Genomic DNA, 24,963 nt, shown 5'->3' on the forward strand with positions numbered 1-24,963 from the left:
GCCTTGTCCCGTGCTACCTCTTCTTGACCGACACCTTCACGTCGTCGGTGACCGTGACGTGCCCTGACGAGTCGACCACCCGCGCCTCGATCGACACCTTCTTGCCGGCTTGCTTCGCCGTCGGCGTCCACGAGAACCGGTACGGCGACGTGGCGCTGGTCGCCACCTTCTTGCCGTCGACGACCAGGGTCACCGACGTGACGCCGAAGTCGTCGGACGCCCGGATCACGACGTCCACGCTCCGGCCGGGGCTGGTCGTGCTGGTCCGGCTCGGCGAGGCCACCTCGGCGGACGGCTTGTGGTCGGTCACCCGGCGCACCGAGGTGGGCACCGACTTCGGCGCTGACGACAGCGGCTTGCTGACGATCACCGAGCCGCCGCCGGAGACGACCGGCTTGCCCTTGCCGAACCAGCTCTTCGACACCGTGATCGGGGTGGCGGGGGAGTCGTTCGCGACCGCCTGGCCGCTCCCGGTGAACACGTTGCCGGACGCGGTGACCGGGCCGGCGTCGGCGAGCAGCAGACCCGTCGCGCCGCCGGTGATCCGGCTGGAGCGGACGTGGCCGTCCACCCCGCTGGTGAACTTCACCCCGGTAGACGAGCCGGTCCCGGTCACCACGGTGTCGTCGACGTGACCGTGGTAGCGGATCCCGCTGCGGACCAGGTTCTCCGGGGCGCCGTCCCGGCCACGGGCGCCGTCGAAGAGGATGCCGCCGGACTGGTATCCGGTCACCACGCTGCCGGTCACCGACAGTTCGCTCTCCACGGTTCCGATGCCCGTACCCTGAATGTTGCCGGTTTTGATGATGCCCCAGCCGTGCGGATGCGCGGCCAGCTCGGAGCCGGTGGACGCGGTCTTCAGCGGGCCCACGACGCTGTCGGCGACCCGCCCGGCCGCACCGAAGTACGCGATGCCCGCCTCGGCCCAGACGTCACCCGACGTGACGGTGACACCGGAGATGTCGACGAACATCTCGTTGGTGTCGGTGGAGCCGAGCGACTGGCGGGACACCGTGATCACGTTGCCGCCGCCGTCGCGCAGGTAGGGCGCGGTGCCTTCGAGGGTACCGAGCGACTGCACCGGCTCGATGGTGACCCTGTCCGCCCCCGTACCCTTGATGGTCAGGGGTTTGGTGATGGTGAGGCCGTTCTTCGCGCCGGTCTGCACCGGATTCGCGTTGTGGTTGAGCGGCGTGGATTGTTCCTGGTAAACGCCGTCGCAGACCAGGATCGTGTCCCACGGCGCGGCCGCCTCGACCGCCTTCTGGATCGAGGAGAACTGCGCGTTCGGGCACTGCTGGAGGTCGTCGTCGACGGTCCAGACGTTGCCGGTCGCCGCGGCTGTCGACGCCTTGACGCTGTGGTCGAACCGTCCGTAGCCGGCGCCGTCGGCCTTGAACGTGCCGTCCGACTGGATCTGCTTGCCGGACGCGGACTCCTGGAACCGCACGTCCGCCATCTGGATCGCGCCGGACGCCGGCATGCCCGCGCCACCGAAGCGGAACTCCAGCGAGGACAGCGAGCGGACGTCGACACCCTGCCTCGCGAACTCGGTCAGCGGCACCCGGATCTGGTCGAGCACGATGTGCGTGTTCGGGGTGTTGGTGCCGGTCGACATGTGCAGGGCGTTGCCCCAGCGCGGGTCGCCGGCCTGGACCGTGGCCTCGTTGCCGTCCGTGTCGGTCAGCGCGATCACGAAGTTCTGGCTGGTCGAGGCGGGGTCGTAGGACGTCGGCTTCTCGTTGGGCCAGGCCGGCGAGGCCGGCGTGCCATCAACGGTCGTGTCACGGGTGTTGTCGCCACGGTTGTCGGCACCCGGATTGCGGGTGTCGAAGAAGTTCACCGCGGCGCTCAGCGCGAGCGCCTCCAGGCCGGACATGTCGCGGGAGGCGGCCGGGATCTCCGCGGTCAGCGTCGCGGCGCTCGCCGGCTCCCAGGCGAGGGTGAGCTGCGGCCCGTAGGAGTGGTTGATCGGCGCGTTCTCCCGGGTCCCGTTCTGGCCGCCGAGCGCGGCCGGGGCGGGCAGCGGGCACTGCTTCGCGGCCGCCGGCAGCCCGGTCTTGCCGAGCTGTCCCGGCGCGAAGTCCTGCGGTTCCGGGTTGCACCAGTCGAAACCCTGCGGTGTCGCCGGCGGCTTCGGGGTGGTTCCGCTTGCTTGACGGTACGGGTCAGCGAAGCCGTCCCCGGAGAGCGAGCCACCGAGCGCGTTCATGGTGAGCGGGTTCTCCGGCTGCAGGGTGATCACGTCCACCCGGGCGCCGGCGCCCGCGTAGTAGCTGGTGTTGACCCGCTCGCCGCACGGGATCCGGGCGCCGGACTCGCTGGTCGGGCAGGCCGACGCCGGCACCTGCAGGTTGCCCGGCCGGTTGGCGAGTTCCCCGGTCATGTACGCCTCGAACGCGCCCTCACCGCCGATGTAGCGCCGGAAGAACGCGGCCATCGTGGCGAGACCGAGCTTCTCCTGGTCGCCCATCCGCTCCGGGTCCCCGGAGATCTTCGTGTTGACCTCGGGGTTCAGCGGGTCGGTGTTGCCGATCCGGTAGTTCCGCGCCTCGTCGGTGGAGCTGGCCGCCCCGGACAGGCGCAGGTTGTTCGGGTGCACGTTGTTCGTCGCGAACGGCGCCGAGTTGCCGCACGCCGCGTCGTTGTTCGCCTGGCCGTCCGCGCCGCCGTCGGCGTACCAGACGGTGTTGTACCAGTTGTGGATGGCGCCGAGGTGCTCCACCTGGATCTTCGGGAACGGGTCGTCCGAGTTGATCGTCTGGCCGCGCTCGAACTGGCGGGCACCCATCAGGTTGGACACGTCGCCGTCGCACATCGGCAGGATCGTCATGAACGGCATCCCGTACGGCGCCTTGCGCTCGTAGTCGGTCGGCGCGAGCGAGATGACGCCGCTGATCGGGTAACGCGGCCCGTCGGTGCGGATCCGGTTGTAGTCGATGAAGTTGGTGACCGCGTCACCGCCGCGCGAGTGGCCCATCATGCCGATCCGGCTCAGGTCGAGCCGGCCGGCGAGCGTGGTGCCGATCGTGGTGTGCTCGTCGACCGGCAGACCGGCCTTCCGGTTGGCTGCCGTGATCGCGTCCAGGGTGGCGGCCAGCAGCATGCGGCGGTTGTGCATGCCTTTGCCCTTGGCGTTGTCCTGCCGCATCATCAGCTGGTCCTGGGAGAGGGAGAAGGTGGTGTATCCCCAGGTCGCGAGGTTCTCGGCGAGGTAGGCGTACCCGCTCTCGTTGTGCTTGAACTCGGCGCACGTGAGCGCCGCCGAGTTCTGGCCGGAGTCGCAGGAGCCGTGGTTGCCGTGCACCAGGACGATCAGCGGCGACGGCTTCGTGCGCTTCGCGTAGTCCGGTGTGTAGAGCTGGCCACGGATCTCCACCTGCTCGGCGGCCTGGGCGGTGCCCGCCGTGGGCGCGGTGCCGTCCGAGTTCGGTTCCTGGATCGTGGCGAGGCCGAACTTGGCCTCCTGGATGACCCGGTGACCGTACGGGCCACGGGCGGTCGGGTCGGGAAGCGCCTGTGCCGCCGCCGCTGTCGTCGGGGGTGTCGCGCTCGCCGGGGCGGAGACGCCGACCGGGATCGCGAGCGTGAGGACTACGGAGAGGAGTGATCCGCCTATTTTCATACAACGCTCCCTGGAAACAGGAGTTGAATGATCAACTAGGCGGGGACGCTAAACACCAGGTGTTTCCCAGCTGTTTCTGATCAGATTCCAAGCAGGCATGATCATGGCGTGCGCCCCCACCCCCGTGCCGACTTCTTCGTCGTCGGCGTCGCCGTCACCATCTTCGCGCTGATCATCTTCACGACGCCGGATCCACCCTGCTCAGTGGCGGACGCCTGCGACGCGGAACCCGTCACATCGATCGCGGTGAGCCTGGTCGCCGCCGTCGCCGTGATGTCCTTCCTGCACCGCTGGTCGGCGGTGGCCGCCGCCGTGGCCTGCGTGGTGATGTGGCCGATCGCGGACCGCGTCGACGACGTGGGGATGGGCTGGCGGGTGACGCTTCCGCTCGCGCTGCTCGCCGTCACCGTCGCGGTGGCGCGGCTGCGGTTCCCGCCGTACTCGCCGTCGCCGGATCTCGTCGCCTTCGTCGCCTCCCTCGACGAGGACGTGCGGCCGGCTCTCGTGCCCCCCGCTCCGCCGCGAGCGCCGGCCCGGCCGGTGCTCGGCACGCTGCTGCTCGTCGCCGGTCTCGCCGGGGCCGGGTGGACCCTGTGGCATCAGGCGCGGGTCACCGCGCAGGAGGCGTCCGCCAGCGCCGTCCCCGCCGTGGTCCGGGAACACCGGGAGGACGCCGTGATCGGGGTGGACCTGGTGAACGGCGACTCGTTCTACATGGAGGTGCTGGACGCCGCGGACTATCCGGTCGGCAGCCGGGTCGAGGTCCTCATCGACGACACCCGAATGCGGCAGCTGCGGACCGAGCCGTACGACATCACGATCCTGCTGCTGCCCACGATCACCGCGGCCGGGGCCGGCGCAGCCCTGCTGACCGTCGTTCGGCAGAGTGTCAGGGGTGACAACACTGACCGGTCCTGACAGCCGCGTGGAACTGCGCCGATGGCTGCCGAGCTACCTGGCGCTCGCCGCTATCTGGGGCACCAGTTTCCTGTTCATCAAGGTCGGTGTCCGGGAGCTTCATCCGCTGTGGCTCACCTTCGGCCGGGTCGCCGCCGGGGTGCTGATCCTGCTCGTCGTCCTGGCCGTGACCCGGGACCGGCTGCCGCGCGACCTCCGCCTCTGGGGGCACCTCATGGTGGTCGCGCTGCTCGGCGTGGTCCTGCCGTTCACCCTGTTCGGGTACGGCGAGCAGCGGGTCTCCTCGGTGCTCGCCGGGATCTGGAACGCGGCCACGCCACTGGTCGCGCTGCCGCTGGCGGTGCTGCTGTTCCGCACCGAGCGGATGAGCGCCCGCAAGGCGGCCGGCATCGGTGTCGGGTTCGCCGGGGTGCTCGTGGTGCTCGGCGTGTGGCGGGGTCTCGGCGGCGCGCAGTTCACCGGGCAGCTCATGTGCTTCGGCGCCGCCATGTGTTACGCGGTTGCCATCCCGTACCAGAAGAAGTTCATCGCCGGCCGGGCCGGCAGCGGCGTCTCGATGGCCGCCGCGCAGCTGATCGCCGCTCTCGCCCAGCTCACCCTGGTCGCGCCGCTGCTGGCCGGCGCGCCGCCTAACCCGGCGGATCTCTCCGGTCAGGTGCTGCTCTGCGTGCTGGCGCTCGGCTCGCTCGGCACCGGGATCGCGTTCGTGCTGAACTTCCGGGTCGTCCGGATGGCCGGGGTCAGCACGTCGACCTCGGTGACCTACCTGATGCCGGTGGTCGCGACAGTGGTCGGCGTGCTGGTCCTCGGCGAGCATCTGCACTGGAATCAGCCGGTCGGCGCGCTGATCGTCCTCATCGGTGTGGCGGTGTCCCAAGGGCTGCTGCGGCCTCCGCGACGGTAGCCGGCTGCCAGCGCGGCCGCCGGTCCTTGTCGATGATCTGCGCGCGGATCCCCTCGGCCAGGTCCGGCAGCCGCAGCATGAACGCGCTCAGCCGCAACTCCGCGTCCAGCGCCGCCCGCAGATCCGGCAGCCCCGCCGCCTCCCGCAGCGATCGCAGCGTCAGGACCAGGGACGTCGGAGATTTGGTGGCGATCTCCTTGGCGGCGGCCTGCGCGGCCGGGTGCGGATGGCTCGCGAGCCGGTCCAGGATCACCGCGACGTCGTCACCGGCGTAACACTCGTCGATCCAGGCGCGGTCCAGGTCGGCCGGCGGCGGCGCCTCGGCCACCCGCGTGACGTCACCGTGCTCAAGCAGCTCCGGCAGCCGGCCCGACGGCACGTAGTGGTCGGCCAGCCCGGCCGCGATCCCGTCGCCCGCGCCGACCGCCGAACCGGTCAGCGCCAGGTGGGTGCCGATCTCGCCCGGCGCACGGCTGAGCAGCCACGATCCGCCCACATCCGGGTGGAAGCCGATGCCGACCTCGGGCATCGCCAGCCGGGAACGCTCGGTCACCACGCGCACCGAGGCGTGCCCGGAGATCCCGATCCCGCCACCCATCACGACACCGTCCATGCAGGCGACGATCGGTTTCGGGTACGCCGCGATCGTCGCGTTGAGCCGGTACTCCCGCGCCCAGAAGTCCAGCGACGCCGTCCCGCCGGAGACCGCATCGGCGTGGATCGCCCGGATGTCGCCGCCGGCGCAGAGCCCGCGCTCGCCCGCGCCGTCGATCACCACGGTCCGGATCCGATCATCAGAGACCCACCCATCGAGGGTACGGGCGACGATCGTCACCATCTCCGCGGTGAGCGCGTTGATGGCCGCCGGCCGGTTGAGCGTGAGACGGCCGAGTTGCTTTTGTTGTCTGACGATCACCGATGGTTCGCTCATCCCGTGATCTTGCCGCGTTCCCGGCCCCGGGGGCAGCGCGGCAGTAGATTTACCGATGACGAACCGTGCGCCGCGGTGGACCATGAGTCGCATGATGCGTGAGCGACTCCGGCGCCTCGGGTGGGTGGCTGTGCTGGCCATCGGCCTGGCCCTCTACTTCCTGGTGCTGCGCACCCTGGTGCACACCCAGAACCCCAACCTCGTGCCCGCCGTGATCCTGCTCGGCGCGTGCACCGTGCCGGCCGCGTTCCTCACGTTCGCCCAGGCCCGCACCGGCCAGTGGCAGGTGCCGGCCACGGTCCTGCTGGTCACCGCGTTCTTCGGCGGCGTGGTCGGCCTGGTCGTCGCCGGCACCCTCGAGTTCGACGCGCTGCGCGACCTCGGCACCCTGCCGATGCTCTTCGTCGCGCTGATCGAGGAGACCGCGAAACTGGTCGTCCCGCTGCTCGTGCTGGTCACCATCCTCATCCGGCACAAGCGCCGGCTGCCGTCGGACGGCCTGGTCATCGGCGTCGCGAGCGGCATGGGTTTCGCCGCGCTCGAGACCATGGGGTACGCGTTCACCGCGCTCGTCTCCTCCGGCGGCAACGTCGGCGCCCTCGAGGAGACACTGCTGATCCGCGGCCTGACCGCCCCGGCCGGGCACACCGCGTGGACCGGCCTGACCTGCGGCGCGCTCTGGATGCTGGCGAGCGCCCCGGGCGTGCGCAACGCGGTCGTCTTCCTGCTGACGTTCGCCGGGGCGGTGGCCCTGCACACCGCGTGGGACACCTTCGGGACCGTCTGGGCGTACGCGATCCTCGCGGTCCTGAGCCTCGGCTGGCTGGTGCTGCGGCTGCGCGGGTACCGCGCTTTCCACCCGCTGCCCGCCGAGCCGGCGGCATAGAGTGGTCGCCCACGCCCCGTCCGGCTCTCGTCCCGTCCGCTCTCGTCCCGTCCGCTCTCGTCCCGGCCGCCCTCGTCCCGGCCGCCCACGTCGCGGCCGGTTCTGGTCCCGTCCGGCTCTCGCCCGTGTCCTGCCCACGTCCCGGTCGGCTCTCGTCCCGGTCGGCCGTCGTGCCGCGTCCCGCCCACATCCCGGTTCCGCTCCCTGGATCTTGGAGCGTTCGGGGCCGGCCGGCTCTCAGCGCTGACGCGACAGGCATGCGAGAGCACTCTGAGCCAGCCGGCCGGGACGAGCTGGCTCAGATTGTTGCCCACAGACCGTTTCAGCAGCACTGGGAGCCAGCTGGTCCGGCCGGTCGTCAGTGCCGCCTGGTCAGTGCTCCCGGAACGGTCTGTCCGCCGGCGTCAGGCGAGCCGTAGCCAGCGCAGGGAATCGAGCCCTTGATCACCGGGCTGGGCTACGGCTGGGCCGCTGGCGTTCTACGATCGGCGGGCTCAGGACGCACACAACGGTTGCGTGTGCCCGCATCCCTGCCAGGGCAGCGATGCCGGCACACGAACGGTTTCCGTGCGCCCTCGCCTCTGCTGGCGCGGTCTTGTGTGCCCTCGTCCTGTCGGTGCGGTTGTGCGTGTGCCCTCGTCCCGCGCCGGGCGGCCCGGAGCCGACTCGTCAGAACATCACCGTGACGCCGGCGGCCTTGCACGCCGTGGTCAGGTCGTTGCCGAGTTTGTCGAAGTCGGAGTCGGCCGCGCTGCCGATCGGGTCGGCGGATTTCGCGGCGGCGTCCAGCTCGTCGGCGATCGCCTTGGCGGCGGTGGTGACGTCGCTGGCCGGGGCGAACGCGAGCGCCTCGGTCACCGTCGTGTGGAACGCGATGAACGTCTTCTTCGCGTCGGCGGCCCGGACGCCACCGCCGTCCTGCTGGGCGTTCGTGATGCCGTTGCGCAGCGCGGTCGCCGCCGTGTTCAGCGTCTTGCACAGTGCCTTGTCATCGGGCGCGACAACAGCGGCCGAGGAGCCGGCACCCGCTGCTGAGCCGGCACCCGTCGAGGAGCCGGCGGCGGCCGGGGCAGCGGGCGCGGAGGAGGCCGCCGAGGGGGAGTCGTCGTCACCGCACGCGGCCAGGGTGGCCAGGCAGGCGCCGAGCAGGACGACGGGCAGGATCCGGGAACGCATCACGAGCACGCACGGTAGCCGACGTTCCTGAGCGCCCGCTCTCAGGCCGCCACCGGGCGTCCCCGGCCCGCCGGGCGTCCCCGGCCCGCCGGGCGTCCCCGGCCCGCCGGGCGTCCCCGGCCCGCCGGGCGTCCCCGGCCCGCCGGGCGTCCCCAAGCCCGCAGCCCGGCGCCGGACGTGCGGGAGATCCTTGCCCGCGCAGCTGTTCGTCGGTCATGGTTATCAGAACCGGTCGCGGTGACCGGCCGGCCGTCCGTCAACCGACTGATCGCGAGCGCCCCGGTCCGGCCAGCAGTCGTTTGACGGATGCATGCGTACGCCGCCGCCGCAAGGATCTCGGGGTATGACAGACGCGACAGCGCTTCGGCGCCACTGGGGCAACGCGGAGGACGTCGGCATCCGGGCGGCACGCACGCCGGACGTCGCGATCCAGGATTTCGAGATCGCGGGTCGGGTGCGGGTCCGGCTGGTGCGTCCGGCGGGGGAGGACGGCGTGCTGCCGGTGGTGCTCTTCACCCACGGCGCCGGCTGGATTCTCGGTGAGGATTTCACGTACGACCGGATGACCCGTGAGCTGGCATTGCAGGCGCGGGCGGCGGTGGCGTTCGTGGACTACCACCACTCGGCGGAGAACCGCTTCCCGGCGGCGGTGCAGGAGTGTTACGCCGCTCTGGAATGGCTGGCCGCGCAGGCGGAGCAGCTCGGTGTGGACGCCGGGCGGATCGCGGTGGCCGGTGACTCGGCGGGCGCGGCGATCGCGGTCGCCGTCGCCGTGGCGGCCAAGGAGCGGTCCGGTCCGGCCATCACCGGGCAGGTGCTGCTCTACCCGATGATCAGCAGCAGTTACGCCGGCGCGTCCGCCTTCGACGCGGTGTCGTACCACCGGCGGGCCACCGAGCACTGGATCATGCGGCAGTCCGGGATGTGGTCCACCGGGGCGCGGGCGCAGGTCGCCGAGCCGGTGGTGACGCACCCGGCCGACGAGCGGTTCACCGGGATGCCGCCCACGCTGATCGTCGTGGCCGAGGCCGATGTGCTGCGGGAACAGGGCGAGGGGTACGCGGCGGACCTGCGTGCCGCGGGTGTGCCGGTGATCGTCGAGCGGTACGCCGGGGTCATCCACGATTTCGTGATGGTGGACGCCCTCGGCGACACCGCGGCCGTCCGGGAGGCAACCGGCCACGCCGGACGGTACCTGCACTACGCGCTCGGCTGAAGAGCGAAGTTGACCCCGTACCTCTGAAGTTTGTCCTTGCCTGTGAGCGATCCCTCGGTGACATTAAGTGCGCCGGGCTCTGGGTTTTTCACGCTGTACCGCCTAGCCTCCCTACTGGCGAGTAACAAGCGTTGAACCGACGACCCACGCCTCACGTTGTCTTGGTCAACTTCAAACCGGGAGTCAATGATGATCATCGGTGTACCGCGTGACCCCCAGCCGGGTGAGCGGAGGGTCGCGGCCACACCTGTCACCGTGGCGCAGCTGGTCAAACTCGGCTATGACGTAGTGGTGCAGTCCGGCGCGGGTGCCGGCTCATCCTTTTCGGACGAGGCGTACGCCGACGCGGGCGCCGCGATCGGCGACCCGTTCGCCGCCGACATCGTGTTCACGATCAACCCGCCCCCCGCCGAGCAGCTGGACAAGCTGACGCCCGGCGCGACGCTGATCGGCATGCTGAACCCGCGTCTCGACCGCGAGCTGGTCGGCGATCTCAGCCGCCGGCCGATCACCGCGCTCTCCATGGACGCGGTCCCGCGGATCTCCCGGGCCCAGTCGCTCGACGTGCTGTCGTCGATGGCCAACATCGCCGGATACCGCGCGGTGGTCGAGGCCGCGCACGCGTTCGGGCGCTTCTTCACCGGCCAGGTCACCGCCGCCGGCAAGGTCGCGCCGGCCAAGGTCCTGGTGGCCGGCGCCGGCGTCGCCGGGCTCGCCGCGATCGGCGCGGCCGGCAGCCTCGGGGCGATCGTCCGCGCCACCGACCCCCGGCCCGAGGTCGCCGACCAGGTGCGCTCGCTGGGTGGCGAATACCTCTCGGTCGAGGCCGCCGACGTCGAGGTGTCGTCCACCGGGTACGCCAAGGAGATGTCCGACGACTACAACGAGCGGGCCGCCCGGCTGTACGCCGCGCAGGCCGCCGAGGTCGACATCATCATCACCACCGCGCTGATCCCGGGTAAGCCCGCGCCGCGGCTGATCACCGCCGCGATGGTGGCGAGCATGAAACCGGGCAGCGTGATCGTGGACATGGCCGCCGCGAACGGCGGCAACGTCGAGGGCACGGTCGCCGGGGAGGTGGTGGTGACCGCCGGCGGCGTGACGATCATCGGGTACACCGATCTGCCGGGCCGGCTGCCGGCACAGGCCTCACAGCTGTACGGCACGAACCTCGTCAACCTGATGAAGCTGATGACACCGGAGAAGGACGGCCGACTGGTCGTCGACTTCGAGGACGTGGTGCAGCGGTCGATGACCGTGGTCCGAGACGGTGAGCTGACGTGGCCGCCTCCGGCGGTGTCCGTGTCGGCCGCGCCAGCCCCGTCGGCGGTCGCCGTGGCGTCGCCGTCGGTCGCTGCGCCGGTCGCGCCGTCGTCGCGGAACCCGCTTCCGCTCGTCGGCGTCGCCGCCGTCGCGCTGTTCCTGATCACGGCGCTGGCGCCGGCCGCGTTGCGGGGTCATCTGACCGTCTTCGCGCTGGCCATCGTGATCGGCTACTACGTGATCGGTCATGTGCACCACGCGCTGCACACCCCGCTCATGTCGGTCACCAACGCGATCTCCGGGATCATCGTGGTCGGCGCTCTGCTCCAGATCGGCCACGGCGACGCGGTCGTGACCGCGCTCGCCTTCGTGGCGACCCTGCTGGCCAGCATCAACATCTTCGGTGGCTTCGCGGTGACCCGCCGCATGCTCGCCATGTTCTCGAGGAGCTGACCGATGACCGTGGAGACGTCCGCGCAGGCGGCCTACATCGTTGCCGCGCTGCTGTTCATTCTCGCGCTGGCGGGACTGTCCAGACATGAGACGGCGAAGGCCGGCAACACGTTCGGCATCGCCGGCATGGCGGTCGCGTTGATCGCGACGATCGCGTTGGCGATCACGTCGGAGATCAGCAGCACCGGGTTGATCCTGTTGATCGTCGCAACGTTGATCGGCGCCGCTGTCGGTCTGTACCGAGCCCGCCAAGTCGAGATGACCGGCATGCCTGAGTTGATCGCGTTGTTGCACAGTTTCGTCGGCCTGGCCGCCGTGCTGGTCGGCTGGAACGGATTCCTGCACGTCGAGGCGGATCTCGACGGCGCGGAGGCGGCCTTGCTGCGCGGTGAGGAGATGCTCGGCATCCACAGCGCCGAAGTCGTGATCGGTGTGTTCATCGGCGCTGTCACATTCACCGGCTCGATCGTCGCGTTCCTCAAGTTGTCAGCACGAATCAAGTCAAGTCCATTGATGCTGCCCGGCAAGAATGCCATCAACATTGCTTCAGTCATCATGTTCGTCGTGTTGACTGCATGGTTTGTTGTCAACCCGTCAACATGGATCCTGATCGTCGTCACAACCCTGGCATTGCTGCTCGGCTGGCATCTCGTCGCGTCAATCGGCGGCGGCGACATGCCCGTCGTCGTGTCGATGCTCAACAGCTACTCCGGCTGGGCCGCCGCGGCGGCAGGCTTCCTGCTGGAGAACGATCTGCTGATCGTCACGGGTGCACTCGTCGGCTCGTCCGGCGCCTACCTGTCGTACATCATGTGCAAGGCGATGAACCGCTCGTTCCTGTCGGTGATCGCCGGCGGTTTCGGCATCGAGGCCGGCCCGGCCGGTGACAAGGACTACGGCGAACACCGCGAGATCAACGCCGACGGCGTCGCGGACCTGCTCACCAGCGCCGACTCGGTCATCATCACACCCGGGTACGGCATGGCGGTCGCCCAGGCGCAGCACGGCGTCGCCGAGCTGACCCGCGTCCTGCGCGAACGTGGCGTCACCGTCCGCTTCGGCATCCACCCGGTGGCCGGCCGCCTGCCCGGCCACATGAACGTGCTGCTCGCCGAGGCCCGCGTCCCCTACGACATCGTCCTCGAGATGGACGAGATCAACGACGACTTCGTGGGCACCTCGGTCGTCCTGGTCATCGGCGCGAACGACACCGTCAACCCGGCCGCCACGGACGACCCGTCCAGCCCGATCGCCGGCATGCCCGTCCTCACGGTCTGGGAGGCCGACCAGGTGATCGTCTTCAAGCGCTCGATGGCGTCCGGTTACGCCGGGGTCCAGAACCCGCTCTTCTTCCGGGAGAACTGCGCGATGCTCTTCGGCGACGCCAAGGAGCGGGTCGACGACATCCTCCGTGCGGTCACCGCCTCGGCTCCGGCCGCGGCGGCCCGCTGAGTCCGGGCATTTCGGGGTACGAGTGGAGCCCGCGACCGTGGCGGGGGTGCGAGCGGCTCCACTCGTGGACGCCGGGGTGTGGATCGGCCGGACCAGCGGGGCGTCAGTGTCGCGTCGGATTTGCGAGGTTCACCCTCGCGAACATGACGGCCTATAGCATTAGGGGGCGTTTTATAGCGATGGAAGCGGGAGGTCCTGATCGACTACCGGCTGCTGTTCTGCGCCGCCCCGATCCCGCTCCTCGTCCTCGACCCCGAGCTGACGATCGTGGAGGTCAACGACGCCTATCTCGCGGGCGTGCTGCGTCACCGTGACGAGTTGATCGGACGGAACGTCTTCGACGCGTTCCCGGACAACCCCGACGACCGGGAAGCCGACGGCGTGGACAACCTCCGCGCCTCACTTCACCGGGTGCTCCGCCTCCGGGTCTCCGACGTGATGGCGATCCAGAAGTACGACATCGAGAAGCCGAGCGGCTTCGAGATCCGCTATTGGGCGCCGGTCAACGCGCCGGTTCTCGACCCCGACGGTGAGGTCGAGCTGATCCTGCACCGGGTGGAGGACGTCACGGCGTACGTTCAATCGCAGCAGCCTGAGCTGCACGCGAAGATGGAGGCCGAGGTCTTCGCCCGGCACCGCCTGCAGGAGCGCAACGTGGTCCTCCAGGCGGTGGCCGACAGCCTCGACACCGTCGTGATCGGCTGCGACGCCGCGGGCCGGCCGACGATCTACAACCAGGCGGCGCGCGAACTCGCCGGCGACCGGCTCGACGGCCGTCCCGCCGACCAGTGGCCGCGGCTGCTGCACCTGGAGAACGCCGACGAGCCGCTGCGCCAGGCCATGCGCGGCATTCCGGTACGCGACTCCGAGGTGATCCTGCGCCCGCCGGGTCAGGCCAGGCGGATCTTCCGGATGCACGCCTGCCCGCTGACCGGCCTGCCCGGCCTCGCCGTCGTGGTGGCGCTCGACGACGTGACGGTACGTCGCCGCGTGGCCCGGCTGCAGGCGGGTGAGCTGGAGGTGGCGGACCTGATCGGCCACCCGGAGGGCAACCGTCTCGCCGAGGTGATGCGGACGGTCGGCACCGCGGCAGGCTGGTCGGCCACGGAGTTCTGGACGGTGGACGACGTGACCCGCTTGCTGCACCGGGAGGCGCGCTGGCCCGAGTCAGGCCCTTCGGTACCGCCGGACCCGCCCGCGGAATCCCGACCCGTGCCGTCGGATTCGCCGAAAACGGGCGCGCCTGATTCGCCTGCCGGGAGCAGGCTGCTGTCCGGGCCGGTGACGCTCGCGTCGGGCGAAGGACTGCCGGGGCAGGCCTGGGAGGCCGCCGAACCGGTGTGGACGACGGGTCTGGGGGAGCCGTTGCGGGCGGCCCTGGCGATCCCGATTCCGGCCGGACCGAACCCGCTCGGGGTGCTCGTGTGTTACAGCGACACCGAGGAGGTCCCGGAAGGACTGCGCACCGCGGTGATCACCGGCATCGGCGCCCGGCTCGGCGAGTTCCTGGAGCGGCGCCGCGCCGAACGGCTCGCCGCCGAGCTGGATCGGACCCGTGACGAGTACATCGCCCTGGTGGGCCACGAGTTGCGGACACCGTTGACGAGCATCCAGTCGTACACCGACTTGATGCTCGGCGAGCCGGACCTCGACGAGGAGCATCGCAGCGCCCTGGAGGTGATGCGGCGCAACACCGCCGGACTGCACGGCATCGTGATGCGGCTGCTGGACGTGGCGGGCATGCGCTCGGGTCGCATCGACCTGAGGACGACGTCGGTGGACCTTGCCGAGATCGTGCGCGCCGCCGCCGCGCGACGACCCGGCGTCCAGTTCGACGGCCCGGCCTCGATGATCGTCGACGGCGACCCGGAACGGCTCAGCGAGGTGGCCGACGAACTGCTCGCGAACGCGGCGACCTGGGCGGCCGAAGACTCCACGATCCGGATCGGCCTGCGACCCGGCGACCGCGTCGTCGAGCTGTCGGTCTCGAACACCGGAGAACGAATCAAGGCGCACGAGCAGGCCGATCTGTTCGATCCGTTCTTCCGCGGCGAGTCGGCCCGGCACAACGGCATTCCGGGCAACGGCCTCGGATTGACGGTGGCTCGCGCGATCGTCGAACAACACGGCGGCACCCTGTCCGTCAGCGGTCCCGACGACGACGAGACCACATTCACGGTACGTCTACCGGCGCGTTCACTGGCGAGCACCGGCACGCCGCCGCGAGGCTGACGACCACATGACCGTCATGACCGGACGGATGAGTCGACGTGATGACTCACGTCAACTCAGCGCCCGCGTCAAGGTGACTGCACTTGAGTCAATGCGTCCCTCAGCCGGCTGATCAACGCGTCGCCGACCCGTGCCGTCTCACGTTGGTACGGCGTGTCGGACAGGACGAAATGACTGATCCCCAGCTCGGCATACTTCACCAACGCCGCACTGACCTCGTCCGCCGACCCGACCAGCCATGTCGTCCCGGCGCCACCGCCGCCGTACCGGCCCGGCGCCGTGTACAGGCAACTGTCGAGCACGTCCCCGCGTGCAGCCAGATCAAGCAATCGTTGCTGCCCTATCGCCGGTCCATGTTGATCGAACTGCCGGTCATGCCGGGCCTCAACCTGATCAGCCATGGCGTCAACACGAGCCTCCGCGTCGCGCCACGCTTCCGCGCTCGTCTCCCGCACCACCGTCGTGATCCGCAGACCGAACTCCAGCCCCGGCAGATCCCGATCCAGATCATTCGTCAGCTTCCGCAGCCGATCGATCCTCTCCGCGATCCCCTCCAGCGGCTCACCCCAGAACAGTTGCACGTCAGCCTCGGTGGCAGCGACCTTCTCCGCGGCCGCCGACGCCCCACCGAAATACAGCCGCGGCCCGGTTCCCTCAACCCGGGGCGCCGCCGTCGACCCCTCGACGCGGAAGTGCGAACCCGCGAACGTCACGTTCTCCTCTGTCCACAGCCGCCGGACCAGACGCATGAACTCCTTCGTACGCCCGTACCGCTGTGCTTGATCTCCTTCGACGTCACCGTAAGCGGCGAGATTGTCCTTCCCGCTGACAATGTTGATGAGCAGCCTGCCCCCGCTGAGGTGATCAAGCGTGGCCGCCGCGCTGGCGAAATGGGCCGGCTGCCAATAGCCGGGCCGGATCGCCGCCAGCGGCCGGAACGTCGTGGTCCGCGCCGCGATCGCGGTGGCCACCGTGAATGTGTCGGGCCGTCCCCACCCGGTGCCGATGAGCGCGCCCTCCCAGCCGTGCTGTTCGGCGGTCAGCGCCAGTTCGGTCGAGTGGTCGAGCGTGCCGTACCCGTCGACGGCGTCGTCGCCGCGGTGCCCGGGCTGGACGGTGTTCGGGATGTACCAGAGGAATGTCACCTGTAGCCCCGATCGCGGACTGCTCCCGCGTGGAGGCGGGACGCGGGGCGCGGCAATCCGTAGTGCTCGCGCAGGGTGGTGCCCTCGTAGTCGGTGCGGAACAGGCCGCGCTCCTGCAGGATCGGCACGACCTTTGTCGCGAACGCCTCCACCCCGGACGGCAGCACCGCCGGCATGATGTTGAAGCCGTCGGCCGCGCCGTTCTCGAAGTACTCCTGGATCGTGTCGGCGACCTGGACGGGCGTACCCGTGAAGGTGCGGTGCCCACGACCTCCGCCGAGCCTTCCGATCAGCTCGCGCACCGTCAGGTTTTCGCGCCGTGCCCAATCGACGATGAGCGTGCGGCGGCTCTTCGCGCCCTCGATCTCCTCCTCCGGCGGCAGGTCCTCAGGCAGGGGCTTGTCCAAGTCGAGCGACTCGGCCGGGACGCGCAGCAGGTGGGCGAGGGTGGCGACGGCGTAGCGCGGGGCGATCAGCCGGTCCAGTTCGGCGTCGAGTTCCTGCGCCTCGGCGGCGGTGTCACCGATGATCGGCACGATGCCGGGCAGGATCACCACGTGGTCCGGGTCGCGCCCGGCGGCGGCGGCGCGTTTCTTCAGGTCGGCGTAGAACGCCTGGCTCTCGGCGAGCGTGGGCTGGGCGGTGAAGACCGCTTCGGCCCACTTCGCGGCGAACTCCTTGCCGTCCTCCGACGAGCCGGCCTGCACCAGCAGCGGCCACGCCTGCGGGGAGCGCGGCAGGTTGAGCGGGCCGTCCACCCGGAAGTAGCGCCCCCGGTGCTCGATGGACCGCACCCGGTCGGCGGCGGCGTGCACCCCGGCCCGCTTGTCGGCCAGCACGGCGTCGTCGGCCCAGCTGTCCCAGAGCTTGGTCGACACGTCCAGGAACTCGTCGGCGCGCTGGTACCGGTCGGCGTGCAGCGGCTGGTCGTCGAGACCGAAGTTGCGGGCCGCGTCCGCGCCGGCGGTGGTGACGATGTTCCAGCCGGCCCGGCCGCCGCTGAGATGGTCGAGCGAGGCGAACCGGCGGGCCAGGTTGTAGGGCTCGTTGTAGGAGGTCGACGCGGTGGCGATCAGCCCGATCCGGCTGGTGCTCGCGATCAGGGCGGCGAGCAGCAGCGTCGGCTCCAGCTTGCCGGACGGCCGGCGGCCCGGGTCGGACCAGAGCACCGGGCTGTCGGCGAGGAAGACCGAATCGAACTTCGCGTCCTCCGCGATCCGGGAGAGGCGCTGATGCGCCTCCAAGGACAGATTCGCGTACGGGTCGCTCTCCGGCAGCCGCCACGACGCCTCGTGATGTCCGGTGTCGTGCAAGAACAGGTTCAGATGCAGTTTGCGGGTCATCGGGCCTCCTCAGCCACACCGAGTTCGTCCAGCAGGAACGTCCGCAGCTCGGCGAATCCGGCGTCGGATCGCGAGCGGCGGTTCAGCTCGACGCGGACGTCGGTGCGCACCACCCCGGCGTCGAGCAGGATCACCCGGTCGGCCAGCACGATCGCCTCGTCGACGTCGTGGGTGACCAGCAGCACGGCCGGCCGGTGCGTCTCGCAGAGCTTGCGCAGCAGCGCGTGCATCCGGATCCGGGTCAGCGCGTCCAGCGCCCCGAACGGCTCGTCGGCGAGCAGCAGCTGCGGCTCGCGGACCAGCGAGCGGGCCAGGGCGGCGCGCTGCTGCTCCCCGCCGGAGAGCTGGTAGGGCCAGGCGTTCTCCCGCCCGGCCAGGCCGACCTCGGCGAGCGCCTGCCGTCCGCGCTCGCCGGCGTCACCGGCGCGCAGCCCGAACGTGACGTTGTCGAGCACCCGCTTCCACGGCAGCAACCGGGAGTCCTGGAAGACAACCGACACACTTTCCGGTACGGAGATCTGCCCGTGTCCGCTGACACCCCGGTCCAGGCCCGCGAGCGCCCGCAACAGGGTGCTCTTGCCGGTGCCGGAGCGGCCGATCAGCGCGACGAACTCCCCGGGCGCGATGTCCAGGTCGAGCCCGTTGAGGACACCGCCGTTCCGGCTGAAACTGCGGTGCAGGTTGCGGACCCGGACCGCGGCCGTCGACTGCACCGGGACGGTCAGTCCTCCAGCGTGCGACGCCATGCCAGCACCTTCCTTCCGGTCAGGCGGACGGCGGCGTCGGCGCAGTAGCCGAAGACGCCGTAGATGACGAGGCCGACCACGATGACGTCGGTCTGCCCGTACTGCTCCGCGAGGGTGATCATGTGACCGACGCCGGCCACCGCGTTGTACTGCTCGACGACGACCAGGCCGAGCATCGAGGAGGTGACCGCGAACCGCATGCCGAGCAGGAAGCCGGGCAGCGCGCCGGGCAGCACGATGTGCCGGACGAACGCGCCGCGCCCGATGCCGATCGTCTCGGCGAGCTCGGCGTACTTGCCGTCGATGCTGCGCAGGCCGTTGTGCGTGTGCACGTAGATCGGCACCAGCGTGATCAGCGCGATGGTCAGGACCTTCATTTCTTCACCGATGCCGAACCAGGCGATGAAGAGCGGGATCAGCGCGAGCGTCGGCACCGACCGCTTGATCTGGATCGGCCCGTCGACCAGGGATTCACCGATCCGGGACAGGCCGGAGATCACCGCGAGGGCGGCGCCGGTGACCACGCCGAGGGCCAGGCCCAGGACGGCCCGTTCCAGCGAGGCCAGGATGTTGCCGAGCAGGTCGTGGTTCACCCACTGGTCCTCGAACGCGATCACCACGTCCCACGGCGCGGTGAGGATCGCCGGCGGGATGAGACCGGTCGCCGAGCCGGCCGACCAGATCGCCAGGATGAGCGCCGGGCCGATCCAGAAGGCGAACGGGATTCTCCGGCCTGGACCGAGCCTCCGGCGTACGACCCGAGCGTCCACGGTCGACACGTCCACCGGGGTCTCCACGATCGTGGCGGTCACGCGGCATCACCGCTGACCACCCGGGCGCCGGCGGTCGCCGCCTGCACCTTCTCGAAGCGGCGGTCGACCAGGGTGCTCACGTCCAGCCTGTCGTGGCCCTGCTCGGCGGCGAGCAGGTCGGCGGTCTCCTGCAGCCGCTGGATCGCGTTGTCCCAGGTCGCCGGGACGGCCTTGGTGCCCAGCGTGGCGACCACGTCCTTCGCGTCGCTCGCGGTGAGACCTTCGACGGCCTGGTAGTAGACCTTGGCGTACTCGTCGCGGTGCTCGTTCTGCCAGAGCAGTGCCTTGGTGCGGACCGCCACGTACGCCTTGAGCGCCGCCGCCTTGTCCGCGTCCTCCACCGAGCTGGTGAGGCAGTAGAGCGTGGACGCGTCGTCGCGGATACCGGCGCCGACGGTGGTCGCCCCCGGGTGCTTCGCCTGAAAGACCTTCACCTGGTGGGCGGCGATCGGGGCCACGTCCACGGCCTTGCCGCCGAGCGCGGTCACGTACGAGTCGCCGGTGCTGGTCAGCTCGATGAGCTGGACGTCCTTCCGGGTGAGGCCGGCCTTCTGCAGCACCCGCAGGACCAGGGCGCCCTGTGCCTGCCCGGCGCTGTAGGCGATCTTCTTGCCGCGCAGGTCGGCGATCGAGGAGACGCTGACTCCGGGGGCGACGCCGAGCTTGTAGATCGGGAACTCCAGCGGGTCGACCGTGACCGACTGGAAGACGATCTTCGTGGAAGTGCCGGTCCACGCCGCGAACAGCGACGGGATGTCGGCGACGGCGCTGCAGTCGAGCTTGTCGGCCCGGAACGCCTGGATGCTCTTCGGCCCTCCGCTGATGTTGGCCCACGAGACTGTCACGCCCGCGTCGGCGAGCTCCTTGTCCAGGCCGCTGGCCTGCACGATCGCCTGGATGGTCGGGTCGCCGACGCGCAACTCGGTGCCGCTGGGCACGCTGTCCGGCAGGGCGGCGGTCAGCTCCAGGTTCGCGCCTGCCTGGTCCTTCGCGCAGGCGGCGGTGACGGCGAGCAGGGCGGCGGCCAGCACCGCGACGAACGGTTTCCGGGGTGGTGTGAGCATGACGTCCTTCCTCTACAGGGCGTGGTAGCTGCCGTCGTGGTAGACCAGCGGGCTGCGCCCGTCACCCAGACCGGCCTCCTCGACCCGGCCGATGACCAGGTGCGACTGCCCGGCCGGGTGGCGGTGCTCGATGGCGATCCGCAGCCAAGCGGCCGCGTCGTCGAGCAGCGGCTCGCCGGTGGGCAGCCGCCGCCAGCGGGTCGGCGCGGCGAACCGGTCGGCGCCGCTGGTGGCGAACGTCCGGGCCAGCGCGGTGTGCCGGGCGTCGAGCAGGTGCACGACGGCGCTGCCGGCGTCGCGGATGTGCGGCCACACCGACGAGGTAGCGGTGAGGCTGAACGACAGCAGCGCCGGCTCGGCGGAGAGCGAGGTGAGCGACGTGACGGTGACCCCGGCGGCGCCACGCCCGGCGTCGGTGGTCACGACGGCCACACCGGCGGCGTGCCGCCGGAACACCTGACGGAACAGCGTGGCGTCGACCGGGGCGGGCCGGGAGGTTGCAATAGTCATCGATGGTCCTCCGTTCTGCTCGTGGAGGAGGGCAGGGGGTATGGGCAGGTCAACCACCTTGTCGCCGGCCCAAATCCATACTAAACCGCTAGGATTAAGAGGCAAGCATGCGCCGTGTTGAATTAAGTAACGGCTGGTTACAGCGGCGCGGCGTAGAGCTGGTCGAGCGCCACCGCACCGCCGGCGGTCGCCAGCACGCGGTCCGGGAAACTGGAGGCGCGCACGGTGGCCGCCACGTCCGGGGACAGCTGCGCCCGCACGGTCGCCAGGCACTCCGGCAGCCGGTTCGCGCCGCCCTCGGCGACCACCAGCACCTCCGGGTCGAACAGGTCGTGCAGCAGCGCCGCGGCCCGCCCGACCAGGCGGGCCCGCTCCTGCAGCAGCACGGCGGCGCCGGGACTGCCGGCGCGCGCGGCGTCCACGATCCCGTGGATGTCCGGCCGCTCGATCAGCCCGGCGGCGACGGCCCGGCGCACCAGCACCCGCTCGGAGACCGCGGCCTGCAGGCAGCCGGTCCGCCCGCACGAGCAGGTCTCGCAGCATCCCTCGACCGGAAGATGTGCGATCGCGCCGGCCGCCGACCGGGGCCCCTGGTGGATCACGCCGCCGGTGGAGAACGCCACGTCGACCACGTTGCCGACGAAGAGCAGCACGGCGCTGCGGCGGGCCTGCTCGGTGGACGCGCCGAACAGCTGCTCGGCGCGGAGCAGGGCGCGGGAGTTGGTGTCGGCGAACACCGGGAGCCCGGTCGCGGCGGCCAGCCGTGCGGCCGCGGGCACGTCACGCCAGCCGAGAGGGGGGTGCTCGACGACCGTACCGCTGACCGCGTCCACCCAGCCGCCGGTCGCGAGACCCAGGGCGAGGATCCGCCGCCTCGCGTGCCGGCGCCGCAACGCCGCGACCCGCTCGGCCAGCGCGGTGAGGACGCTCTGCGGGTCACGGGCACCGTGCAGGTCCTGGCGCTGCGCGAGCACCTGCCCGCGCAGGTCGAGCAGCGCCACGGTGGTCCGCGGCACCGCGATGTGCACACCGAGGACCGCGACCCGGCCTGCCTCGATGTCGAGCGGCACGTGCGGCCGGCCGATCCCCGGCGGACCGGCCGCCTCCCGCGCCTCCCGGATCAGCCCGCGTTCCAGGAGCGAAGCGGTAACGCCGCTGACCGAGGCCGCGGAGAGACGCGTCGCCCGGGCCACCGAACTGCGCGCGATCGGGCCGTGGTCGAGGATCGCGCGCAGCACCGCCCCCGCCGAGTCCGGCGGCCGGCGCCGGCCGGGAACCGGCAGATCACCGCGCCGGGTGGTGCGCGCGGGCGGGTGGATCATTCTCGGAGGCTAACTCCCGCTCCCGTCCGGCGCCGCGCGCGGTAACCGGACGTTTCACGGTCGGTAACACTCGAGCGGGTGGTCACGCCTCGCGGGCGGGTGTGGCGTCCTCGAGGGCCGGTTCTTCGTCCTGACGCGAGGAATCCTGGACCGCGGAATCCTGGAGCGCGGGGGGCGGCGCCATGCAGGAGTCGCCCGTGCAGGCCGCGCCCTCGTCGGTGATGAGCTGGATGAACTTCACGCCCGCTCACCCGCCACCTTGGTCAGCACCCCGGCGAACGTCGACGGGTCCTGCGCCCCCGACACCGCGTACTTGTTCTCGAAGACGAAGAACGGGACGCCGGTGATGCCGTACTCGCCGGCGGTCTTGATGTCGAACTCGACCTCGTCCGCGTACTCGCCGCTCTCCAGTGAGCGGACCACGTCGTCGCGGTCGAAGCCCAGGTCCGCGGCGATGTCGGCGAGCTCGCCGACGTGGCCGACGTTGACCCCGTCGGTGAAGTACGCCGCGAGCAGCCGGTCCTTCACCTCGGCCTGGCGGCCGTGCGCCTTGGCGTAGTGCAGCAGCTCGTGGGCCTTGCGGGTGCGGGTCGGCTGGACCGCGTCGTACTTGAACTCCAGCCCGACCGTGGCGGCGAGCGCGGTGGTCTGCGCCTCCATCTGGCGGATCTGGGCCGGGCCGGCGCCGAGCTTCGCGCCGAGGTAGTCGGCGTGGCTGCCGGCGTACTCCTCCGGGGTGTCGGGGGAGAGCTCGAAGGAGTGGTACTCCACCTCCACCGGCACACCGGAGGCCAGGACCGCGGCCTCGAACTTGCGCTTGCCGATGTAGCAGAAGGGGCAGGCGATGTCGGACCAGACATCCACCTTGATCGGGGTGCTCATGTCACCAGTTATACCGTGTTGAAGTTTCAAATTGCCAGGTCGGCTGTGTGCATGGGCCGGGCCGGCGGCGGCACGTCGCTCAGCTCGGTCTCGCGCATCCTCCAGGGCGATCCGTACGCGGTCAGCAGGTCCAGGAACGGCCGGGGCGGGAGCGCCTCGGGGCCGAGCACGCCGGCGCCGGTCCACGCGCCGCTCGCGAGCAGCTCCAGGGCCACGACCGGGTTGATCGCGGTCTGCCAGACGACGGCCTGGCAGTCGTACTCGGCCATCGACCACTCGTTGTCGACCACGTGGTAGAGGTAGACCTCACGCTCGCGGCCGTCCTTGACACCGCGCACCCAGGTCCCGGCGCACGTCTTGCCCCGCATCCGCGCGCCCAGCGTGGCCGGGTCCGGCAGGCTCGCCGCGACCACGTCCCGCGGGCTCACCGTCACCGGTCCCTGCGGGCCCGGGACGATCACCCCTTCGGTCCGGTCCAGGCCGATCTGATGCAGCGTCTTGAGGGTACGGATGAAGTCCTCGCCCAGCCCGTACTTGAAGGTGACCCGTCGCACGTCCACCCAGCGCGGGATGAGCAGCACCTCCTCGTGCTCCACGTTCACGCACTGGACCGGGCCGATGCCCTCGGGGAAGTCGAACGTCTCGGGCTCGCTGAACGGCGCCGTGGTGAACCAGCCCCGGCCGCGCTCCCAGACGATCGGCGGGTTCAGGCACTCCTCGATCGTGGTCCAGATGTTGAACGACGGCGCGAACTCCAGGCCGTCGACGGTCAGGTTGGACCCGTCCCGGATGCCGATCTCCTCGATGGTGTCGAAGAGCTCGTCGGCGGCGTACCGGGCGAACACGTCGGACAGTCCCGGCTCCACGCCCATCCCGACCAGGGCGAGCCGGCCCGAGCGCTCCCACTGCCCGGCCCGGGCGAACTGCTCGTCGCCGAGCATCACGCCGACCTGTTCGTAGGGTCGCTCGGGATGCGGCCGGGACAGTGACATCGCCATGTCGAGATACCCCGCGCCGGCCTGCTGCGCGGCGCTGAACAGCGGCATGACGAACCGGGGGTCGGTGGCGTTGAGCAGGTAGTCGATCCGGTGAGTGGTCAGCAGCGCGGTGACGGCGGCGGCATCGGAGGCGTCCACCCGGGCGGCGCGGAACCGTGGGTCGCCGGTCGCGGCGGCCGCCGCCTGCGCCCGCGCCGGGTCGTAGTCGGCGACGATCATCTCGTCGAAGAAGGGCCGCCGGGCGGCGATCCGGGTGATGGCCGTACCGACGCCGCCGGCGCCCACCAGCAGGATTCGCATCGAGGTTTCCTTTCGCTCTTGCGTGCGGTCCCTCGATCAAACGTTGTTGTCATCGCTATGGTCAACTGCGTTGGCATAAGATGCGCCCATGCCGAAGATCGTGGTGTCCGAGGAGAAACGCCGTCGCCGGCGGCCGACCCGCGGCGGAACGGTCCTGTCCGAGCAGCTCATCGTCGAGACCGCGCTTCGCCTGCTGCGCGAGCACGGCAGCGCCGGCCTGACCGCCCGCCGGCTGGGTCTCGCGCTCGACTGCGACCCGAGCACGCTCTACCGCTACTTCCGCGGGATGGACGAGCTCACCCTGGCGATCGGCGACACCCTCATCGGTCAGGCTCTGCGCGGATGGTCACCCTCCGGAGACTGGCGACACGACCTTCGTACGCTCGGACTGCGCATCCACGGGGCGTACGTCTCGCATCCTCAGGCAGCGGTCCTGACCACCAGCCGCGTGACCGGCCGGGCCAACGAGCTGGCCGCCGACGAGGCGGTCCTGTCGGTGCTCCGCGGCGCGGGCCTGCCGGTGCGCGACGTGGTGGCGGTCTACCACGCGTTCATCGACCAGACCCTGGCCTTCGCGGCCCTGGACGCGGCGTCGCTGGCGCTGCCCAATGCGGCGCTGCGCTCCGACGAGGAGATGTGGCAGTCGACGTACCGCCGGGTCCCGGCCGCGACCCACCCGCACATCGCCGAGGTGGCGCCGCTGCTCGCCCCGGAGATGGTGGCCAGCGCCTACCCCACGGCCCTGGACCTGCTGCTGGACGGGGTGGCCGCCCGCCTGCGGTGAG

The 24,963-nt window shown here is 70.7% G+C and carries 21 protein-coding genes; 8 read left to right on the forward strand and 13 right to left on the reverse strand.

What is annotated here, in order from left to right:
* Positions 1 to 13: 13 nt before the first annotated feature.
* The gene (locus AMIS_RS19435; RefSeq protein ID WP_014444065.1) at positions 14 to 3,625 is read right to left on the reverse strand and encodes an Ig-like domain-containing protein; all 3,612 of its coding nucleotides are present in this window, start codon (positions 3,623 to 3,625) and stop codon (positions 14 to 16) included.
* Positions 3,626 to 3,733: 108 nt separating this feature from the next.
* Here AMIS_RS19435 and AMIS_RS19440 point away from each other — a divergent pair, with 108 nt between their 5' ends.
* Together AMIS_RS19440 and AMIS_RS19445 are read left to right on the forward strand one after the other, a co-directional pair.
* Entirely contained in the window at positions 3,734 to 4,543 is an 810-nt protein-coding gene (locus tag AMIS_RS19440; RefSeq protein ID WP_014444066.1) for a hypothetical protein, read from the forward strand.
* Positions 4,521 to 5,447, forward strand: coding sequence for a DMT family transporter (locus AMIS_RS19445; RefSeq protein WP_083888662.1), 927 nt, complete (start codon positions 4,521 to 4,523; stop codon positions 5,445 to 5,447). The genes AMIS_RS19440 and AMIS_RS19445 overlap by 23 nt, the downstream gene beginning before the upstream one ends.
* Here the strand turns inward: AMIS_RS19445 and AMIS_RS19450 are convergent.
* Complete coding sequence (locus tag AMIS_RS19450; RefSeq protein ID WP_014444068.1) at positions 5,398 to 6,378, reverse strand: enoyl-CoA hydratase/isomerase family protein; 981 nt, start codon at positions 6,376 to 6,378, stop codon at positions 5,398 to 5,400. The two genes, AMIS_RS19445 and AMIS_RS19450, sit on opposite strands and share 50 nt — an antisense overlap.
* Before the next feature lie 91 nt (positions 6,379 to 6,469).
* On the opposite strand from AMIS_RS19450, the gene AMIS_RS19455 reads away from it, so the two are divergent.
* On the forward strand, positions 6,470 to 7,264 hold the full coding sequence (locus tag AMIS_RS19455; protein ID WP_231859352.1) for a PrsW family intramembrane metalloprotease: 795 nt from the start codon (positions 6,470 to 6,472) through the stop codon (positions 7,262 to 7,264).
* Between the two features lie 669 nt (positions 7,265 to 7,933).
* Here the strand turns inward: AMIS_RS19455 and AMIS_RS19460 are convergent.
* Positions 7,934 to 8,443: a hypothetical protein gene (locus AMIS_RS19460; RefSeq protein ID WP_157434936.1), complete on the reverse strand. Its 510-nt coding sequence runs from the start codon at positions 8,441 to 8,443 to the stop codon at positions 7,934 to 7,936.
* Positions 8,444 to 8,783: 340 nt separating this feature from the next.
* Here AMIS_RS19460 and AMIS_RS19465 point away from each other — a divergent pair, with 340 nt between their 5' ends.
* The 4 genes from AMIS_RS19465 (at position 8,784) to AMIS_RS19480 (ending at position 15,056) form a co-directional block, all read left to right on the forward strand.
* Complete coding sequence (locus tag AMIS_RS19465; RefSeq protein WP_051042067.1) at positions 8,784 to 9,656, forward strand: alpha/beta hydrolase; 873 nt, start codon at positions 8,784 to 8,786, stop codon at positions 9,654 to 9,656.
* Positions 9,657 to 9,845: 189 nt separating this feature from the next.
* Positions 9,846 to 11,372, forward strand: coding sequence for a Re/Si-specific NAD(P)(+) transhydrogenase subunit alpha (locus tag AMIS_RS19470; RefSeq protein ID WP_014444072.1), 1,527 nt, complete (start codon positions 9,846 to 9,848; stop codon positions 11,370 to 11,372).
* Positions 11,373 to 11,375: 3 nt separating this feature from the next.
* Entirely contained in the window at positions 11,376 to 12,824 is a 1,449-nt protein-coding gene (gene pntB, locus AMIS_RS19475; protein WP_014444073.1) for a Re/Si-specific NAD(P)(+) transhydrogenase subunit beta, read from the forward strand.
* 231 nt (positions 12,825 to 13,055) lie between these two features.
* Entirely contained in the window at positions 13,056 to 15,056 is a 2,001-nt protein-coding gene (locus AMIS_RS19480; protein WP_269447730.1) for a sensor histidine kinase, read from the forward strand.
* Between the two features lie 68 nt (positions 15,057 to 15,124).
* Here AMIS_RS19480 and AMIS_RS19485 read toward each other — a convergent pair whose 3' ends face one another.
* The 10 genes from AMIS_RS19485 to AMIS_RS19525 all read right to left on the reverse strand — a co-directional run bounded on the left by AMIS_RS19485 (position 15,125) and on the right by AMIS_RS19525 (position 24,178).
* Complete coding sequence (locus AMIS_RS19485; RefSeq protein ID WP_014444075.1) at positions 15,125 to 16,201, reverse strand: LLM class flavin-dependent oxidoreductase; 1,077 nt, start codon at positions 16,199 to 16,201, stop codon at positions 15,125 to 15,127.
* On the reverse strand, positions 16,198 to 17,544 hold the full coding sequence (locus tag AMIS_RS19490; protein WP_014444076.1) for an LLM class flavin-dependent oxidoreductase: 1,347 nt from the start codon (positions 17,542 to 17,544) through the stop codon (positions 16,198 to 16,200). The genes AMIS_RS19485 and AMIS_RS19490 overlap by 4 nt, the downstream gene beginning before the upstream one ends.
* Entirely contained in the window at positions 17,541 to 18,290 is a 750-nt protein-coding gene (locus AMIS_RS19495; protein WP_041829910.1) for an ABC transporter ATP-binding protein, read from the reverse strand. The genes AMIS_RS19490 and AMIS_RS19495 overlap by 4 nt, the downstream gene beginning before the upstream one ends.
* Positions 18,266 to 19,102, reverse strand: a complete 837-nt coding sequence (locus AMIS_RS19500) for an ABC transporter permease (RefSeq protein ID WP_014444078.1) — start codon at positions 19,100 to 19,102, stop codon at positions 18,266 to 18,268. Before AMIS_RS19500 ends, AMIS_RS19495 begins: the two co-directional genes overlap by 25 nt.
* Positions 19,099 to 20,166, reverse strand: coding sequence for an ABC transporter substrate-binding protein (locus AMIS_RS19505; protein WP_014444079.1), 1,068 nt, complete (start codon positions 20,164 to 20,166; stop codon positions 19,099 to 19,101). Before AMIS_RS19505 ends, AMIS_RS19500 begins: the two co-directional genes overlap by 4 nt.
* A gap of 12 nt (positions 20,167 to 20,178) precedes the next feature.
* A complete protein-coding gene (locus AMIS_RS19510; RefSeq protein ID WP_014444080.1) occupies positions 20,179 to 20,676 on the reverse strand; it encodes a flavin reductase family protein in 498 nt (165 codons plus the stop codon).
* 137 nt (positions 20,677 to 20,813) lie between these two features.
* Positions 20,814 to 21,998, reverse strand: coding sequence for an ROK family protein (locus tag AMIS_RS19515; protein WP_014444081.1), 1,185 nt, complete (start codon positions 21,996 to 21,998; stop codon positions 20,814 to 20,816).
* 82 nt (positions 21,999 to 22,080) lie between these two features.
* A complete protein-coding gene (locus tag AMIS_RS42780) occupies positions 22,081 to 22,239 on the reverse strand; it encodes a hypothetical protein (protein WP_014444082.1) in 159 nt (52 codons plus the stop codon).
* Positions 22,236 to 22,880, reverse strand: a complete 645-nt coding sequence (locus AMIS_RS19520; protein WP_014444083.1) for a DsbA family oxidoreductase — start codon at positions 22,878 to 22,880, stop codon at positions 22,236 to 22,238. Before AMIS_RS19520 ends, AMIS_RS42780 begins: the two co-directional genes overlap by 4 nt.
* Positions 22,881 to 22,906: 26 nt before the next feature.
* Positions 22,907 to 24,178, reverse strand: coding sequence for a saccharopine dehydrogenase family protein (locus tag AMIS_RS19525; protein ID WP_014444084.1), 1,272 nt, complete (start codon positions 24,176 to 24,178; stop codon positions 22,907 to 22,909).
* 88 nt (positions 24,179 to 24,266) lie between these two features.
* Between AMIS_RS19525 and AMIS_RS19530 the strand changes: the two genes are divergently transcribed.
* Entirely contained in the window at positions 24,267 to 24,962 is a 696-nt protein-coding gene (locus tag AMIS_RS19530; RefSeq protein WP_014444085.1) for a TetR/AcrR family transcriptional regulator, read from the forward strand.
* Position 24,963: the final 1 nt, after the last annotated feature.

Source organism: Actinoplanes missouriensis 431 (assembly GCF_000284295.1).
Classification (GTDB): Bacteria; Actinomycetota; Actinomycetes; order Mycobacteriales; family Micromonosporaceae; genus Actinoplanes; species Actinoplanes missouriensis.

Excerpts from the sequence above, each read along its gene's own strand:
- AMIS_RS19435 (WP_014444065.1), bottom strand. The coding sequence starts at position 3,625 with ATGAAAATAGGCGGATCACTCCTCTCCGTAGTCCTCACGCTCGCGATC.
- AMIS_RS19450 (WP_014444068.1), bottom strand. The coding sequence starts at position 6,378 with ATGAGCGAACCATCGGTGATCGTCAGACAACAAAAGCAACTCGGCCGT.
- AMIS_RS19455 (WP_231859352.1), top strand. The coding sequence starts at position 6,470 with ATGATGCGTGAGCGACTCCGGCGCCTCGGGTGGGTGGCTGTGCTGGCC.
- AMIS_RS19465 (WP_051042067.1), top strand. The coding sequence starts at position 8,784 with ATGACAGACGCGACAGCGCTTCGGCGCCACTGGGGCAACGCGGAGGAC.
- AMIS_RS19470 (WP_014444072.1), top strand. The coding sequence starts at position 9,846 with ATGATCATCGGTGTACCGCGTGACCCCCAGCCGGGTGAGCGGAGGGTC.
- pntB (WP_014444073.1), top strand. The coding sequence starts at position 11,376 with ATGACCGTGGAGACGTCCGCGCAGGCGGCCTACATCGTTGCCGCGCTG.
- AMIS_RS19490 (WP_014444076.1), bottom strand. The coding sequence starts at position 17,544 with ATGACCCGCAAACTGCATCTGAACCTGTTCTTGCACGACACCGGACAT.
- AMIS_RS19495 (WP_041829910.1), bottom strand. The coding sequence starts at position 18,290 with ATGGCGTCGCACGCTGGAGGACTGACCGTCCCGGTGCAGTCGACGGCC.
- AMIS_RS19505 (WP_014444079.1), bottom strand. The coding sequence starts at position 20,166 with ATGCTCACACCACCCCGGAAACCGTTCGTCGCGGTGCTGGCCGCCGCC.
- AMIS_RS19510 (WP_014444080.1), bottom strand. The coding sequence starts at position 20,676 with ATGACTATTGCAACCTCCCGGCCCGCCCCGGTCGACGCCACGCTGTTC.
- AMIS_RS19515 (WP_014444081.1), bottom strand. The coding sequence starts at position 21,998 with ATGATCCACCCGCCCGCGCGCACCACCCGGCGCGGTGATCTGCCGGTT.
- AMIS_RS19520 (WP_014444083.1), bottom strand. The coding sequence starts at position 22,880 with ATGAGCACCCCGATCAAGGTGGATGTCTGGTCCGACATCGCCTGCCCC.
- AMIS_RS19525 (WP_014444084.1), bottom strand. The coding sequence starts at position 24,178 with ATGCGAATCCTGCTGGTGGGCGCCGGCGGCGTCGGTACGGCCATCACC.
- AMIS_RS19530 (WP_014444085.1), top strand. The coding sequence starts at position 24,267 with ATGCCGAAGATCGTGGTGTCCGAGGAGAAACGCCGTCGCCGGCGGCCG.